The sequence below is a fragment of the Treponema brennaborense DSM 12168 genome, from assembly GCF_000212415.1.
Taxonomy (GTDB): Bacteria; Spirochaetota; Spirochaetia; order Treponematales; family Treponemataceae; genus Treponema_F; species Treponema_F brennaborense.
The window spans coordinates 2,666,662-2,682,038 of the sequence record NC_015500.1; the positions used below are offsets into that span (position 1 = coordinate 2,666,662).

The 15,377-nt window shown below is 52.7% G+C and carries 15 protein-coding genes; 5 read left to right on the forward strand and 10 right to left on the reverse strand.

The genetic code is table 11. The features are described from left to right. Positions 1–278: 278 nt before the first annotated feature. Together TREBR_RS11610 and TREBR_RS11615 are read right to left on the reverse strand one after the other, a co-directional pair. Entirely contained in the window at positions 279–830 is a 552-nt protein-coding gene (locus TREBR_RS11610; protein WP_013759358.1) for an STAS domain-containing protein, read from the reverse strand. 120 nt (positions 831–950) lie between these two features. Then, positions 951–1,685 (reverse strand): SDR family NAD(P)-dependent oxidoreductase, encoded by a 735-nt coding sequence (locus TREBR_RS11615; protein ID WP_013759359.1) that lies wholly within the window; start codon positions 1,683–1,685, stop codon positions 951–953. A 45-nt stretch (positions 1,686–1,730) separates the two neighbouring features. On the opposite strand from TREBR_RS11615, the gene TREBR_RS11620 reads away from it, so the two are divergent. Continuing rightward, a complete protein-coding gene (locus TREBR_RS11620; protein ID WP_013759360.1) occupies positions 1,731–2,486 on the forward strand; it encodes an RNA methyltransferase in 756 nt (251 codons plus the stop codon). On the opposite strand, the gene TREBR_RS13895 is transcribed toward TREBR_RS11620, so the two are convergent. The 4 genes from TREBR_RS13895 to TREBR_RS11640 are packed head-to-tail and all read right to left on the reverse strand — an operon-like array spanning position 2,456 to position 6,724. Further along, on the reverse strand, positions 2,456–3,595 hold the full coding sequence (locus TREBR_RS13895; RefSeq protein WP_013759361.1) for a sigma 54-interacting transcriptional regulator: 1,140 nt from the start codon (positions 3,593–3,595) through the stop codon (positions 2,456–2,458). The genes TREBR_RS11620 and TREBR_RS13895 overlap by 31 nt on opposite strands. Positions 3,596–3,619: 24 nt before the next feature. After that, positions 3,620–4,363, reverse strand: a complete 744-nt coding sequence (locus tag TREBR_RS11630) for a WecB/TagA/CpsF family glycosyltransferase (protein WP_013759362.1) — start codon at positions 4,361–4,363, stop codon at positions 3,620–3,622. After that, complete coding sequence (locus TREBR_RS11635) at positions 4,336–5,196, reverse strand: RsmE family RNA methyltransferase (RefSeq protein WP_013759363.1); 861 nt, start codon at positions 5,194–5,196, stop codon at positions 4,336–4,338. Before TREBR_RS11635 ends, TREBR_RS11630 begins: the two co-directional genes overlap by 28 nt. Before the next feature lies 1 nt (position 5,197). After that, positions 5,198–6,724: a S41 family peptidase gene (locus TREBR_RS11640; RefSeq protein ID WP_013759364.1), complete on the reverse strand. Its 1,527-nt coding sequence runs from the start codon at positions 6,722–6,724 to the stop codon at positions 5,198–5,200. A gap of 176 nt (positions 6,725–6,900) precedes the next feature. On the opposite strand from TREBR_RS11640, the gene TREBR_RS11645 reads away from it, so the two are divergent. From TREBR_RS11645 to lgt, 3 genes are read left to right on the forward strand one after another with little or no spacing between them, the layout of a single operon-like run. After that, positions 6,901–7,353 (forward strand): hypothetical protein, encoded by a 453-nt coding sequence (locus TREBR_RS11645; protein WP_156786668.1) that lies wholly within the window; start codon positions 6,901–6,903, stop codon positions 7,351–7,353. Beyond that, the gene (locus tag TREBR_RS11650; RefSeq protein ID WP_013759366.1) at positions 7,344–8,471 is read left to right on the forward strand and encodes a P-loop NTPase; all 1,128 of its coding nucleotides are present in this window, start codon (positions 7,344–7,346) and stop codon (positions 8,469–8,471) included. Before TREBR_RS11645 ends, TREBR_RS11650 begins: the two co-directional genes overlap by 10 nt. Before the next feature lie 12 nt (positions 8,472–8,483). After that, entirely contained in the window at positions 8,484–9,461 is a 978-nt protein-coding gene (gene lgt, locus TREBR_RS11655) for a prolipoprotein diacylglyceryl transferase (protein ID WP_013759367.1), read from the forward strand. Positions 9,462–9,604: 143 nt separating this feature from the next. Here lgt and tkt read toward each other — a convergent pair whose 3' ends face one another. The 3 genes from tkt to TREBR_RS11670 form a co-directional block, all read right to left on the reverse strand. After that, on the reverse strand, positions 9,605–11,572 hold the full coding sequence (gene tkt, locus TREBR_RS11660; protein ID WP_013759368.1) for a transketolase: 1,968 nt from the start codon (positions 11,570–11,572) through the stop codon (positions 9,605–9,607). A 120-nt stretch (positions 11,573–11,692) separates the two neighbouring features. Continuing rightward, on the reverse strand, positions 11,693–12,169 hold the full coding sequence (locus TREBR_RS13900) for a PTS sugar transporter subunit IIA (RefSeq protein ID WP_013759369.1): 477 nt from the start codon (positions 12,167–12,169) through the stop codon (positions 11,693–11,695). A gap of 20 nt (positions 12,170–12,189) precedes the next feature. Then, on the reverse strand, positions 12,190–13,644 hold the full coding sequence (locus tag TREBR_RS11670; RefSeq protein WP_156786669.1) for a hypothetical protein: 1,455 nt from the start codon (positions 13,642–13,644) through the stop codon (positions 12,190–12,192). Between the two features lie 484 nt (positions 13,645–14,128). On the opposite strand from TREBR_RS11670, the gene TREBR_RS11675 reads away from it, so the two are divergent. After that, positions 14,129–14,566: an Hsp20/alpha crystallin family protein gene (locus TREBR_RS11675; RefSeq protein ID WP_013759371.1), complete on the forward strand. Its 438-nt coding sequence runs from the start codon at positions 14,129–14,131 to the stop codon at positions 14,564–14,566. A gap of 155 nt (positions 14,567–14,721) precedes the next feature. On the opposite strand, the gene TREBR_RS11680 is transcribed toward TREBR_RS11675, so the two are convergent. After that, entirely contained in the window at positions 14,722–15,360 is a 639-nt protein-coding gene (locus TREBR_RS11680) for a CBS domain-containing protein (RefSeq protein ID WP_013759372.1), read from the reverse strand. Positions 15,361–15,377: the final 17 nt, after the last annotated feature.

The following is a 15,377-nucleotide window of genomic DNA, read 5'->3' on the forward strand; positions in this document are numbered from 1 at the left end:
CTGCAATTCAAATCATTTTTTCCGTACCGAACGCGAACGAACAGGTTTTTCAATAGTTTTCCACAGACTTTCCCCATGAAAAACGGCGGAGGAACCGTTCGGAAGAACGCTTCCGCGAAGAAAACCGTCTCCCATTTAAAATAAAAAAAAGCAAGTCTTTATTATATAATAAAATAAAAACCCGCTTTTTCATACGAACCGAATAAAAAAATCAGTATTTGTATAAAATCTAAAAAAACTCTATCACTTCAGGACTTTTCCACAACTTGTGCACAAAATCAACCCAAAAAGACCTGTCCCTGATTGTCGATCGCCAGAATCGATTTACATTCCGAACACCGAAAGCGGCCGGCCTTCGTCGTTTTAAGACGCTTTGAACACACCGGGCAGGCAAATATTTTCGGAAACACACTGTTCGTTAAAGACGGCTCCTGTCGGAAAAAAGAGACCGCTTCGTCTTCGTTTTCCTTGATATTGAAAAACTGCGAAAAACCCAGCAATTGAAACACTTCATACACTTTCGGCTGGATGCGCAGCAGTACGATATCGCCGCCTTTAGGCTTCACTTTGCGCAGAAACGCAGTAAACGAACCGATACCGGTCGACGAAACGTAATTCAATGAAGAACAATCAAAAATCAGATTGATAAAATTCGATTCAACGATCGCGTTAACCCTTTTCCGAAAAAAGGTCGAATTGTATGTATCTATATAACCGTTCAAACGAATGACAATGCCTTGTTCTACGGGTTCACACTTTTGCAAAGATATTTTCAGGCTTTCGTCCTTTTCATCATCAAATCCGGGAACTAAATTATTATTATTGCTCATATAACTATCCGAAGAAACCTGGATCTCCTTTACATTATGATATCAGGGAAAAATTCCTTGATAATAGTATACTACTTTTCATGATAATGTCAAACCATAATATGGTAATTTTAGAGAAAATCAGGGAACCCAGCCGGCGTCCACATTGAGCAGCGCACCGTTTATTTCCGGCGTTTTCAGCAGAAACAGCACCGCTTCCGCAATTGCTTCCGGTGCGATCATTGCGCCGGTCGGCATTTTACGCGCCAAAACGGCCTTCAGCGAGTCCGGCTGATATTCGGTATCGGTAAAACCGGGCAGAACGGCGTTGCACGATATGCCGAAAGCCGCGTAAGAAGCGGCGACGGATTTTACCAGACTGCACACCGCCGTCTTTGCACCGCCGTACGCGGCGTTCGTACGGAACGCGTTGATCACGTGAGTACGGGTGCCGCCCATCAGCATGATGCGGCCCCAGCGTTTTTCCTGCATGTGCGGAAGCGCCGCCGAAACAAGGCAGCCCGGCAGCGTGTAATTCAGCGCCGCCACATCAATCCAGTCGGCGCAGGACATCCGGTCGAGCGGTTTTTGCAGGAACGGGCCTGTGCAGACGCACAGGATATCCGCCGAACGGACGGCGTCGTATACGGCTGACGATTCCAGCTGCGGCAGCAACGCTGCGCTGAACCGCTGCGTCAGCGGCTGCACGGGAACGGAAGCGGCAAGTTCCGCACATAATGCGGCAAATCGGGCGGAATCACTGCCGCCGTGCACGGTCAAAGCGGCGCCTTCGCGAGCCAGCAGCCGCGCAACGCGCGCACCAATGCCCCCCGATCCGCCGATAATCACCGCGCGGCGATCTTTAAAAGTACACATGTTTTTATTGTAGCGCAAATCCCGAAAAAAAAGTATAGTAACCGCATGGATTTATCCCGAATTTGCATCGTTTTAGCGCATCCGGAAGAGAGCCGGAACGTCGGCGCCGTCTGCCGCGCCATGGCGAACTCCGGCATGAAAAAACTCCGCATCGTCGGCAAAAAACAGGACTACGACGACGAACGGGTCCGGATTTTGGCCATTCACGCCGCCGGCATCTGGGAACGGGCGGAGTTTTTTGAAACGATTACCCAAGCGACGGCGGACTGCCCGCTTTCAGCCGGAACGACGCGCCGGAAAGGGAAAAAACGCAAAAACATGCTGCTGCTTCCCGAAGAATTCGCGCGGCAGGCGGCGGCAGTGCCGGGTGCGGCCGTCGTGTTCGGCAACGAACGGACGGGATTGACCGACGAAGAACTTGCCGAATGCACGGTCGGCGTTACCATTCCCTCGCACGAATCGTTTGCGTCGCTCAATTTATCGCATGCAGTCCAAATTATCTGCTACACGCTGTTCCGCGCGGCGCGGACGCGGTCTCCCGGATACACACCCGTTCCTCTCGACAGACTCGACGCGGCGGTCGGCACGATCGCCGACGACTTGCGGAAAATCGGTTTTTTCAGCGTAACCGGCCGTGCCGACATGGAACGGTTCTGGCGGTCGATTCTGGCACGCGCCGCGCTGTCGGAAGGAGAATGCCGTTATATTGAAAAAATTTTCGACAAAGCGGCGGGGCTCGCTTCAAAAAACGGCGCGTCGGAGCCGGCGGATCAGAAAGCCGAATTGAATACGACGTGCTGATCCTGCACTACGGCGGACGGACTTATCAGACAAGCCCGCGTCAGACAGTTTTTCAGTTCGCGGATATTGCCCGGCCAGTTGTAATCGCACAATTTACGCAGCCCGGCGGCGGAAAGCGTTTTACGGTACGGAACCAAAAAATGCTCGGCAAGCACCGGAATATCGGGTTTCCGTTCGCGCAGCGGCGGAATGAGAACGGGAATGACGGCGATTCGGTAGTATAAATCTTCCCGAAACCGGCGGCATTTTATCTGTTTCTGCAAATCCGCGTTCGTTGCAAACAGGAATCGGACGTTGCACTGCTGTTTTACCGGAGATCCGACGCGATAATAAGTGTTGTTTTCAAGTACGTGCAGCAGCTTGGGCTGCACCGGAACCGGCAGTTCCCCGATTTCATCCAAAAGCAGCGTCCCGCGCTCCGCATACGCAAAATATCCGTTCCGCGAAACGGCGTCCGTAAACGCCCCCGCAGCCGTACCGAATAATTCCGCTTCCGCAAGCTGCGCCGGAATGGACGCCATATTGACGGCGTGAAACGAATTGCCGGAGCGCAGCGACACGTTGTGAATCCGTTCGGCTATATACGTCTTGCCCGTTCCGCTTTCGCCGGAAAGCAGCAGCGGCGTATCGGTACGGGCAAAACGGGCGAGCAGATATTTCAACCGGTACATTTCCGGCGTCGTTCCTATGATGTCGGAAAATTCGGATTCATTAAATCCGAGCGTTTTACTCCACTCCCCGACACTCTGCTGGAGCCGTTCAAGCAGCGGATTCAGTTTTGCAGCCAAATACGCCGGCCGGCACGGCAGCGTAATGACCTCCTGAACGCCCAAACGGGAAAACCATCGCGTAAACTGCGAGCAGTCTTCAAAAGAAAGAAAAAAAACGGGAACGGCACCCGCACAGGAACAGAACCGCGCGATAGATTCGGGGCCGACGGTTGCTGCCAGTGCGTAATCGATTAAAATGAGAGCGGGAGGCACGGTCATGATTTCCGCACAGAATACGTCGAAATCACTATAATAGTAAAAACTGCAAAACAATCCGCACTGCCGGCACAAATCCCGTATCCGGCGGTCACACGAGTAGAGAAATACAGAACTTTTCAAAAACAACACTCTCCAGTAATATCTTTATTGATCCGGCTTTATGATTTTATACCATACCAATACTATTATATACCAGAAAAACGGAAAAACAAGAAATATTTTCAGCGGATTGTGGAGAATTTCACCCCAGATTTCAAGACCTTTATCAAATATTTTCGGAGAGACGTGTTTTACCCGTTTTGCAAAAATACCGATCATATCACGATAATATACGAACGTACTTGAAGAAAAACGGTTACGCCGGTGATACGGCCAGCAGTCCTTTTCGGAAACACCGTCGCTGATCAGAACTAAAGACGGAGAAGCTTTATAAATGGCCGAAACGATGTCGGGTTCGACGTGTTTGGGATAGTAACCGACGTATCGGCCGATAACGTGCAGACCGGGAAACGTCATCCGCACGTTGTGTTCCGCCTTGGACAGCGTCTTCTTGCGGTCGCCGAACAGATACACGGATTTGTATCGCGAATCGAGCGCGTTCAGAAACGAGATAACAGCCGAAAACGGATCGTAGCGCACCGGAACGGCCAGTTTCAAAAAAGACGCGCCGTGAAGCAGGCTCTTCGATACGGGCAATATCAGATCAGCGTTATTCACGCATTCGCGGAATTTCGCGTTGGAACGGGCTTTCAGCAGACCCCAGACCGATAAAAATATGATTTGCTTCGTTCCCGGTTTTTCCACCAGTTCAAGAATTTCCTGTTCGACTTGTTCGGGCGGTAAAATATCGATCGGTATTCTCAGCAGGGAAATCCGCTTTGTCGCCATGATGTATACTCCGTCAAAATGGTTTGCAATGCAGCGATTCCATACAGGGCTGCAGTTTCAGTACGCAATATGTTCGTGTCAAAATGCACCGGCGCGAATCCCGCACGCTGCAGTACGTCTATTTCGTCAGGCGAAAGTCCGCCTTCGCAGCCGACCGCCAGCGCGGCGGCCGTACAGGGTGCCGTCGGTTTTTCGGAAGTTCCGGAAGCGCACATACGAGCCGCACACGAATGAAGCGGCAGACAGCCGGCAGATTCTTCGTACAGCGCCACGGCGCACGGACGCGCCCCGCAGCGGCCGCTCCATAAACGGAGCGCGCCGTCCAAATCGAGCGGTTCCGCTACGGTTGTTTCAACGGGAGAACCGCTTTGCTGCCGCGCTTCACGCACGATGCGCTGCCAGCGCTCCCGGCGTTCGATGCAGTCGGATTTTTGAGACCGCGCGCCCCGCACCGGAACGATAACGGCGACGCCCGTTTCGGCAGCCTGCCGGACGATCAGATCCATCTTCTGCGCTTTGGGCATAAACTGAAACAGCCACAGCGGCGCACGGACACCGCCGTCCGCACCTTCGATCGCACCGGCCGGCACCCCCGTTTCGGCGGTAGCGCGCGCACCTTCGGAACGTGCGCCGCACCGTTCCAAGACCAACGCGCTTCCGGCCGCCTTCACTTCCGCGACGCGCATCCGGCACAATTCACCGCCGCTCAGCCGCACGTCGAGCGTGTCGTCCGGTTGCAGTCGCAATACGTTCCGCAAATACCGAAAATCCTTACCGGTAACGGTGATCCTGCCGCGGGGATCCGGTTCGGACGGAGCAATAAACTGCCGCATGTTACTCTTCCGAAGCGGAGCGGTCTTCCTGCAGCCGGGCTTCCTGCTGCAATTCTTTCAGCGTTTTTGCACCGGCAATCAGCGCCGGAAAATTATCCCGTTTCAGCACGTCGAGCGCCGCGTTCAGCTGCACGTCGAAATCCAGATCGTACAGCCGGGTTCCCTTTGTGCGGTCGGTCTCGATACGGATGAGGCGGCGCAGCACGCGCAGTTCGAGCGGATACGAAGCCGAAAGCGTTTCCGCAAAACGGGTGATGTCCTGCTCGCTCATGGAAGGATGCCGCTCGACGTATTCGGCAATCACCGAAGAGGTGATCAGCTCCACGTACGCTTTTTCTTCGGCTTCCGAAAGCGCGGGGAACGAAACTTCCATATCCGGCGGAATGCCGATCTTATCGATATTCGTGTCGCTCGGCGTGTAATACCGGGCGATCGTCAGTTTGATGCCGTCGGAATTCGGCAGCGGCACCGGCTGCTGTACGGAACCTTTTCCGAACGTACGCTCGCCGACCAAATACGCAAGATGGTCGTCTTTAAGCGCTCCGGCAAGAATTTCAGACGCGCTGGCGGAACCGCGGTTTATCAGAACCACGATCGGCACGTTCGCGCTCATGGTCGTCTTTTTTGCACTCGCCGTATAAACCGAATTTTCATACGCAAGGCGGCTTTTTGTCGTAACGATGGGCCCCGCGCTGATAAACTTATCGGCAACGTCGGCGACGCTGGTAATCAGCCCGCCCGGATTGTTCCGCAAGTCGATCACGAGCCCGGTAAAACCGTGTTGTTTGAACGAATCGAGCGCTTCCTGCACCCGCTCGGGCGTCTGCGGAGTAAACTCGATAATCCGCAGATACCCCGCATTGCCTATCATGCCGTATTTCACCGTGGGCACTTCAATGAGCGCACGCACGAGTGTTACCGGAAACTCCATCGATTTTCCGCGGCGAATCACCAAGTCCACGCTCGTGCCCACCGTTCCGCGCAGCATGGAAAGCACTTCGTCCATCGTGATTTCCGGAGTGGAAGTACCGTTTATCGAAACTATTAAATCTCCGGCCTGAATACCGGCTTTCCATCCCGGAGAATCTTCCACCGGAGAGGCGACTTCAACGTACGCGGGTTTTTCCGGCGTAGACGTATTGAGTTTCGTTATGGAAAGCCCGACACCGCCGAAATTGCCGACCGTCGTGTCGTTCAGCCCGCGCATCATGGACGTATCCATATACGAAGTATACGGATCTCCGAACGAATCAAGCAGACCTTTCATGGCTCCTTCGTACAAAACGGCGGGATCCACTTCGTCAACGTAATTGCGGTGCACGAAATCGAACACGCTGCCCAATAATTCGATATATTGGCGGCGTTTGGACGCATATTCGGACGTATTTTTAACTTCGGGTTCCGTTACCGGAGCGGGATTCTGGGCAAACGCGCCGACTTGCGGCAGAAATACCAGAACCGAAAAAACGACCGCTATCAGCGCGGCTCCGGTCCACGTCTTTTTACCTGTTTTATTCCATATTCTCATTCTTTTTATTGTACTTTACTGCGGGAGTTTGTCAAGCAGGTTGCCGAGCTTCACCGGCCTTTACCAGTACCGGCAACACCGGCGCTTGAGTACGAAACAGGCCGTTACCCGTACACAGCGTGCGGCGCCGCCTTATGCGCATTGACAGTTACGCCCGCATGGCGTACACTTTGCGCATGATACAAAATCTACGCCCGTTATGCATAAGTGCGGCCATATATGAAGCGGTACACATAGGATTCATTTTGACGTTCAGACCGGAAGCTTCCATTTTATTGCTGCCGCCGTCGTGGTACGCCGCGGTGCCGTATCTCGTATTTCCGCTCATACTGCTGTTTCTTGCTTATCATGCTGCGCAAACCGAAACGGACTGCGGCCGGGAAAAACCGTACGCAGGACTATACGGCGTCGCCAAACTGATGTCCGCACTGGGGCTGCTTTTCTGTATCCGCGCCGTCGTTCCGTACGCACTCGCCTACGGACAAGTAAACGATTTTTATTCCCTGAAAAGGGCCGGAATACTGATGATATTTTTGCTGATAGATGTTATACTGTGTATCGTATTTCTATTGCGTACGCGCGGTACCTACGGCCGCAGCACAGACGGAGAAAACCTACTATGCAAATAATTCCCGTAGCCAGCGGAAAAGGCGGTGTCGGTAAAAGTCTGCTTTCGGCGAACCTCGCCATAGCGCTCGGACAGGCAGGCAAAAAAGTCATTCTCGTCGATCTCGATCTGGGAGCGTCGAACCTGCATTTGGTCATCGGACATCAGGCGCCCAAAAAGGGACTCGGCACGTATCTTTCCGGGCAATCGTCGTTTGAAGATATCGTTACGCCGTCCGAGTACGAAAACGTATCGTTCATTCCCGGCGATTCCGAAATTCCGGGAATGACGGCTATCAAACTCAGCCAGAAAAACGATCTTATCCGTAAATTGCAAAATCTGAAAACGGATTATCTGATCCTCGATTTGGGAGCCGGAACGCATTTGACGATTCTCGACATGTTTCTGCTGTCTCCGCAGGGCATCGTCGTAACGGCGCCTACGGTAACGGCGACACTGAACGGGTATCTGTTTTTGAAGAACACCGTTTTCCGGATGATGTACAACACGTTCAAAAAGAATTCAAAAGCGTACGCGTTTCTCGAACGGCTCAAAGCGGACGCAACTTCTCTCCAGCGCCTGTACATTCCCAAACTGACAGATCACATCGCGACCATCGATCCGGAAAGCGCCGCCGCGTTCCGCCGCCGGATGCAGCAGTTCAAGCCGCGTCTCATACTGAACATGATAGACGATCCGCGCGACGCCGACAAATCGCTTAAAATACGCCGCTCGTGCAGCGAATACCTCGGCCTCGAACTGGAACATCTGGGCGTCATTTACCGCGATTCCATGCAGGATAAGGCGCTCGCCTCGAGACTCCCGGTCATCGTGTACAAACCGCAGTCGGTTCTGGCACAGTCGGTGTACCGTATTGCCGAAAAAATAATGCGTTCCGAAACGCTTTTGTTCGACACGAACACAGCCGACAGTTTTGAATTGGCGGAAGCCGAGGCGAACGACGATTTCGAGGCGAAACTTTCATACGTGGAAGACCTCGTCGGTTCCGGGGCGCTCACGATGGGAGATCTTGCCGAAACGATCAAAACGCAGCAATATGAAATTACTCAGCTGAAAAAAGAAAATCAGCTGCTCAAATCGAAAATAGTCAAAGCCTGTTCGCAGGGTTTCAAATTGTAAAGGATGCATCGTATGCCGCTCGCTCTTAAATATCCGTCGTGGATTCACCCTGAAATTTTTCCCGGAATTCCTTTTTTAAATCTGTTCCGCTGGTACGGACTGATGTATATTTTTGCGTTCGCAACGGCGTTTCTCGTACTGCGCAAATTGGTAAAAGAAGGCGCGCTCGACACGGCCGGGTACTGCGTTACGGAAGACGACTTGTTCAGCTTTTTCGCCACCGGAATCCTGTTTTTGCTGATAGGTGCCCGCGTGTTTTCGGCGTTCGTATACGATACGTCCGGGATTTACCGGGCAAAGCCGTGGCTGATTTTTTGGCCGTTCGACGAGTCGGGCCGTTTTACCGGACTTGCCGGCATGTCGTACCACGGCGGTTTCATAGGCGGTCTTTTGGGCATGATTTTCTGGTGCGTACGCAAAAAGAAACCCGTTTTAAAATGGATCGACGCGATGGCGATCGCCATTCCGCTCGGCTATACGTTCGGCAGACTGGGTAATTTCCTGAACGGAGAATTGTTCGGCCGCGTTACCACGATGCCGTGGGGAATCGTGTTTCCCGACGCGCAGAAATTTTCCGCTTCCATTCCGTGGGTACGGGACATCGCCGACAAAGCCGGCATCGTAATCGCGGAAGGGCAAAAACTGGTCAACCTGCCGCGCCATCCGAGTCAGCTGTACGAAGCGTTCTTTGAAGGCATCGTGCTGTGGACGCTGCTGTGGTTCTGCCGCAAACGCAAACCGTTCGACGGTTTTATGGCGGCGCTGTATACGATCGGATACGGCACGGTGCGGTTCGTCATTGAATATTTCAGGGAACCGGACGCCGATCTGGGCTACCGGATAGAAACGGTCGCCGGAACGCCGACGTATTTCAACACGTCGCTGCTCAACATTTCGACCGGACAGATTTTATGCTTGCTCATGATAGGCGGCGGCCTGATTTTGATGCTGCTTTGCGCCGTTCGCGCTCGCCGCAGCGGAAAAAAATAACGCGCCCCGCACCGGGACACCGGAAATTTCCGGCGGAGCGCGCGTAAGGGCTGCGCAGGATACACCTGCCGCACGATACCGTGCGGGCCGATATCGCCGCGCATTGATTCCCGTACGCACAGCGGATGCGGGCGGCGGGCTTTTTACTGAGAAATCAATTCGGCGAGCTTTTCCGCCGTAAAACCGAAGTGCTCCGCAACTTTTTTCGCGGGACCTGATGCACCGAAATCTTTCAAGCAAAAAATGTCTTTTTCGGCGGAAACGAAACCTTCCCAACCGAGCTTACTGCCCGCTTCTGCGACAATAACGCGCGGAGCGGCTCCGGTAATCAATTTACGCAGCGCGGCCGGCTGCGATGCGAACAGTTCCCGGTCGGGCACCGACACGACGCGGACGGTTTTTCCGTTCACGAGTTTCGCCGCGTTCAGCGCGAGTTCCACTTCCGAACCGGTTGCAAGCACGGTAACGTCCGGGACGTCTGCTCCGCGCCGGACGACGTACGCACCGCAGCGCATCGTATTGCGCCAGTCGGGATCGTCTTTTTCATAAACGGTAATATTCTGCCGCGTAAAAAACAGACACACCGGATGATCGGTAACCGACATCGCCATATTCCACGCTTCGACCGTTTCTTCCGCGTCGCCGGCGCGGATAACCTGCATACCGGGAATCGCGCGCACGCACGAAATCGTTTCAATCGGCTGATGCGTCGGGCCGTCTTCCCCGACGTAAATCGAATCGTGAGTTAAAACGTACAGCACCGGCAGCTTCATCAGCGCCGCCAGACGCATCGCGGGACGCATATAGTCGGTAAAGACGGCGAAAGTCGCGCAGAACCCGCGCAATCCGCCGTGCAGGGTGATACCGGACGTTACGCACGCCATCGCGAATTCCCTGATGCCGAACCGGATCGTACGGCCGCCCCTGTTTTGAGCCGAGTAAATACCGTAACCGGGAAGCGCCGTCGCGTTCGGGCCTTCAAGATCCGCCGACCCGCCGACGAGCGCCGGACAGCGCGCGGCCAAAGAAGCAAGCATCGCGCCGGACGCCTTGCGCGTCGCAAGCGAATCGCCCGCCGCGTACCGGGGAACGGCACCCTCGCCGCTTACGGAACGCGAACGCATCGCGTCCCATTGCGCACGCAGCTGCGGGTTCGCGGCTGACCAAGCGGCGAACACCGCGTTCCAGTCGGCCTCGGCCTGAGTGAACGCGGCTTTTTTCCGGTCAAAATATTCGTATGCGGCAGAATCTACGTAAAAGAACTTTTCCGGATCCAGTCCGAGTTTTTTCTTAGCTTTCGCAACGTTTTCGTCGCCGAGCGGCGCACCGTGCGCTGCGGCGGTTCCCTCCACCGGAGAACCTTTGCCGATCACCGATTTCAACATAATCAGCGAGGGCCGTTCGGTATCGGCCTTTGCCTGCGCAACAAGCGCCGCAATTCCTTCCATATCGTACATGGAACCGGACAGCACCTGCCAGCCGTACGCTTTGTAGCGCATCGCAACGTCTTCGGTAAACGCTTCGTCGGTAGAACCGTCGATGCTTATTTTATTTTCATCGTAAAATACGATCAGTTTGCCGAGTTTCAGATGCCCGGCTAGGCTCGACGCTTCGGAAGAAACGCCTTCCATAAGACAGCCTTCGCCGACCAGTGAATACGTATAGTGATCTACGATCGTATGTTCGGCGGTATTGAACCGGGAGGCGAGCATCGTTTCGGCGATCGCTTCACCGACGGCCAGCGCGACGCCCTGTCCCAGCGGACCGCTCGTATTTTCAACGCCGTCGGTCCAGCCGTATTCGGGATGCCCGGGGCACTTTGAGCCGACTTGCCGGAACGCACGGATATCATCAGTAGTAACGCCGTATCCGCTCAAATGCAGGATCGAATACAGCAGCATCGAGCCGTGACCGGCGGACAATAAAAAACGATCGCGGTCTGCCCAATGTGAATCAGCAGGATTATGCTTCATGATTTCGCCGTACAAAACGGCCGCCAATTCCGCACAACCGAGCGGAAGGCCCGGGTGCCCCGATTTGGCTTTTTGGATTGCATCCATCGATAAGCTGCGGATGGAAAGCGCGACTGCTTCAAGACCTTTTAAATTCATAAAAGCATACTCCTGATCATATGTTCGGATACCGACACTATACCATGAAATACGTTCGATGGCAATGAGAACGCGAACGGCAGAAAGCGGGCCCGGATCCGATACAAGGCCGCAATCGCACTACAATTCGCTTACAATTTTGCGCATTTCCGCAAGCAGCGTATTTTTATCCGCCTGCCGTTCAAGCAGATGCCGAACGGACGTTTTCTGGAACAGATTCGCCAACTGGGACAGAATATCCAAATGGCAGCGGGAACCGCCGGTCAGCAAAATGAACAGGGACGACACCGGCCGGCCGTCGGGCGCATTCATATCCAGCGGCCGTTCCGGAAAACATAAAAAAATACGTTGCAGGGAAGCGTCTTTTAAAAGCGGGTGCGTCGGATGCGGAAGCGCGATTCCGTTGCCAACCGCCGTACTCATCAATGCGTCGCGGCTGATCAATTCCCGACAAAAAACGTCGGCGGAGATCTCCGCCGGAAAGTCGGCGTGCGCGCAAACGAACGCGTATACATCGGCCGCCGCGGCACCGGGCACACCGTAAAACACGCCGCCTTTTTCTATTAAATCGCATACGTTTATCGTTGTTTCTGACAAGCACTACCCCTTGTGGACGTTCAAACGCCGTTTTTGATTACTGAAAAACTATTTTTCCGATAAACGCTCAGCGCGTCCTCCAGTTCTTCAGAAATATCTTCAAAATTATATTCCATACCTTCAATCGAAATGTCGATGGTTCTGATGTCTTCAGTTTTTAGCGACGGATCGTGAAGCAAAGAATCCAAAATATGGGAAATATGATTGAACAGTTGAGACAAAATGACGAGCGCCTGCTGCGGAAACAACGCCAAACCGTTTTCCGCAAAGTCGAGTTCGCCCATCAACTGCGTAACGCGCGAATATAAATCGAGCAGACGATGGCGCACGGGTCCCGCTTCAAAATCGGCAAACCAATTATACTGCTCTTTCAGTATACTATACCGAACTTCGATTTGCAATAAAAAATATTTTTTCTCAAGCGAATCGAGTTTGTACGGCGGCGGGAAAAGGCGCTCCAAAAGTTGATCGGGGTCGCCGCTTTTCAGGAACAACGCGTCGGTAACGTACGAATCGAGAATCCAAAGCGGCACCGGCAGGTACGGAACCCCCGGCAGCTCCGCATGAATATGCTCGGATTCCGCCGGTGCGGCGTTCCAGCTGCCGACAGCGGGCACGTCCTGCCCCTTAAACCACAGCCGGGTTTCCACGCCGTACACTTCGGCGGCAATTTTTTTCGTCTGCTGCAAATATTTCTCAACTGATCCGCAGACGGGAACGCACAATTCGCGCCGGTAGTCAAAAAATACGGTGGCAAGCTGATCTTCTATTGAAGTACCGGGTCCGTAAACATCAAAACTTTCAAGCAGTGCGTTCTCCAAAACGTTATACCATGCGGCGCGCTGTTCATCGGCGGAACTGAACTCGAACGGATTTTCCTTTTTTTCGGTTATCGGAATCATTTCTATTATACCGGAATCCCAATCCAGCACTCTGCACAACAGGGAATCGCCCGGCTGCAATCCGGCGGCGGCATACACCGAAGTCATATCTGTTACGGTCAATCGGATCCGCGCCGGAAGTTCAAAGTCAGGGTCGCACAACGAAGGGCAGTCGCACGCGGGATCCGCGGCCAAATACTGCGGCGCGTATTCTTCACCGTATAAGGAAAAATACGGCAGCACGTCTTTCACGGCAAATTCAACCGCAGCGTGAGGCAATTTTTGCTCTTTAAAAATGAACGTCAAAGTTCCCGACGGCATTTCCACATCTGTGAACGGCATACAGCGGTGTCCGGGCAGCAGCAGATTTTCCTTAATTTCCAATGCGGACAGCTTTATTGAAAACCAGGCGCCGGTGAACGCTCCCGCACGGCTCATATACGCATCGCCGTCGAGTGCAAAAACGTACGGACTGGAACATACATAATCGGCAATCTCCCTTGACGGAAGTTTATATCCCAGTTTTCCTAATACGGCGGAAATATCCTTGACCGTAAAAGACGTACACTTGACGCGTAAAAAGTGTGTTAACAAGTTTTCAATTATAGGTTTCATGCTTTCTTATATAATATATCGTATAAATGCAAAAAATCAAGCTAAAACGATTCCGTGCACGACTTAGAAAACGAGCCGTTACGGAACAAGCGACTTACGGAATAGGCGCTCTTAAAGCCGAAACTTCCGACAGCACGTGAACGGCTGACCCGATTCCGACATGACTCGCGTCAGCAATGTATCATTATGATACATTGTATACGAGTAAAAATAACACACTTGTTTTATTTTGAACCTTTCACGGACTCAAAATCCGGCAATTCGGCACCGTACGGTGCGGCAGAAAAACATAGCCGACCGGCATTTTATTTATATATCATTACAACATAACAAAATACGGTTTTATCAAGAAAAAATTATAAAGTTGGCACGATTATTGCTCAATTAAAAGTGTGCGGAAAGAAATCCGCACGAAGCACCGACGGTGCTTCAACTTGTATCAAACCCTTTTGGAGGTAATAATATGAACTCATTAGCATTTTTCAACCCGCGCTTTACGTCGGATCTGTTCGATGTGATCGACAGAAATCTTGCCGATTTCGTTCCTGCTGCGGAAACGGGACGCGCGTTCATGAATCCCAAAGTAGACGTCCGCGAAACGAAGGATGCCTACGTATTGGACATGGATCTGCCGGGAATCACCGAAAAAGACGTTGAAATCAACCTGAAAGACAGAGTACTGTCGATTTCTTCCGTAAAAGAAGAAAAAAAGGAAGAAAAAAAAGAAGGCGAATGGCTCATTAAAGAACGCCGCAGCGCCGCTTTCTCACGAAGATTCACCCTGCCTCAGGATATCGACGCTGAAAAAGTAACGGCGGAATTCAAAAACGGCGTACTGACGATCGACATTCCGCGCAAACCTGAAACGCAGGCAAAAACGATCGCCATCACGGCAAAATAAGCGGATAATTCGTAACGGAAAAACCCTCCGGTCGGCTCACGGCCGGGAGGGTTTTCATTATTTAAAACGGAAGCAAAGCGGCGCAAAAGCGGCATCAGCACATCGCGGTACATCGGCGTCGCAAAAAGCCGAACCGACGTATCGGCACCGAAGTGCTAGCGGATATCTTCCAGTTCGGCGCCGGACGCGGCAAGCGCCTGTTCCATTTGTTCTTTCGTAATGCCCGTCGCTTTGCACGTACAGCGGCGCTTCGACATATCTTCACCGTCGCACGTTACCAGCGACACGATGTTGCCGTTACAATCGGCGATAGCCTGCGCAAGTTGGGCAAGTTTTCCCGGTTTTTCATCCACTTGGAACGTTGCGCGCACACCCGAATGACGGGCGCCGAACATGTCGATAAATACGTGAAACAAATCCGTTTCGGTAATAATACCCACGAGCAGATCGCCTTTCATAACCGGCAGACAACCGATGTCCGAATCGGCCATGATTCGGGCGGCTTCTTCAACCACTTCAGTCTGCTGCACGCTCACGACGTTCCGCTCCATTACTTTTTCAACCTTGAGTTTTGAAAGCAGATAACTGATTTCATACATATCGAGCGTCGTGGCGGCTGAAGGACCTGATTTTATCAAATCCTTTTTGGTAATGATGCCGACCAAACGGTTGTTTCTGTCAAGAACCGGCAATTTACCGATTTTCTGCTTCGTCATTAACGCACGTGCATCGTTTACCGACATATCCGGAGATACGAATACAGGATTTTTTGTCATTACGTTCGCTACTATCATGTCAATCTCCTCCTAGA

Coding starts and splice junctions, on each gene's coding strand:
- TREBR_RS11610 (WP_013759358.1), bottom strand. CDS start 830: ATGAGCAATAATAATAATTTAGTTCCCGGATTTGATGATGAAAAGGAC.
- TREBR_RS11615 (WP_013759359.1), bottom strand. CDS start 1,685: ATGTGTACTTTTAAAGATCGCCGCGCGGTGATTATCGGCGGATCGGGG.
- TREBR_RS11620 (WP_013759360.1), top strand. CDS start 1,731: ATGGATTTATCCCGAATTTGCATCGTTTTAGCGCATCCGGAAGAGAGC.
- TREBR_RS11630 (WP_013759362.1), bottom strand. CDS start 4,363: ATGGCGACAAAGCGGATTTCCCTGCTGAGAATACCGATCGATATTTTA.
- TREBR_RS11635 (WP_013759363.1), bottom strand. CDS start 5,196: ATGCGGCAGTTTATTGCTCCGTCCGAACCGGATCCCCGCGGCAGGATC.
- TREBR_RS11640 (WP_013759364.1), bottom strand. CDS start 6,724: ATGAGAATATGGAATAAAACAGGTAAAAAGACGTGGACCGGAGCCGCG.
- TREBR_RS11645 (WP_156786668.1), top strand. CDS start 6,901: ATGATACAAAATCTACGCCCGTTATGCATAAGTGCGGCCATATATGAA.
- TREBR_RS11650 (WP_013759366.1), top strand. CDS start 7,344: ATGCAAATAATTCCCGTAGCCAGCGGAAAAGGCGGTGTCGGTAAAAGT.
- lgt (WP_013759367.1), top strand. CDS start 8,484: ATGCCGCTCGCTCTTAAATATCCGTCGTGGATTCACCCTGAAATTTTT.
- tkt (WP_013759368.1), bottom strand. CDS start 11,572: ATGAATTTAAAAGGTCTTGAAGCAGTCGCGCTTTCCATCCGCAGCTTA.
- TREBR_RS11675 (WP_013759371.1), top strand. CDS start 14,129: ATGAACTCATTAGCATTTTTCAACCCGCGCTTTACGTCGGATCTGTTC.
- TREBR_RS11680 (WP_013759372.1), bottom strand. CDS start 15,360: ATGATAGTAGCGAACGTAATGACAAAAAATCCTGTATTCGTATCTCCG.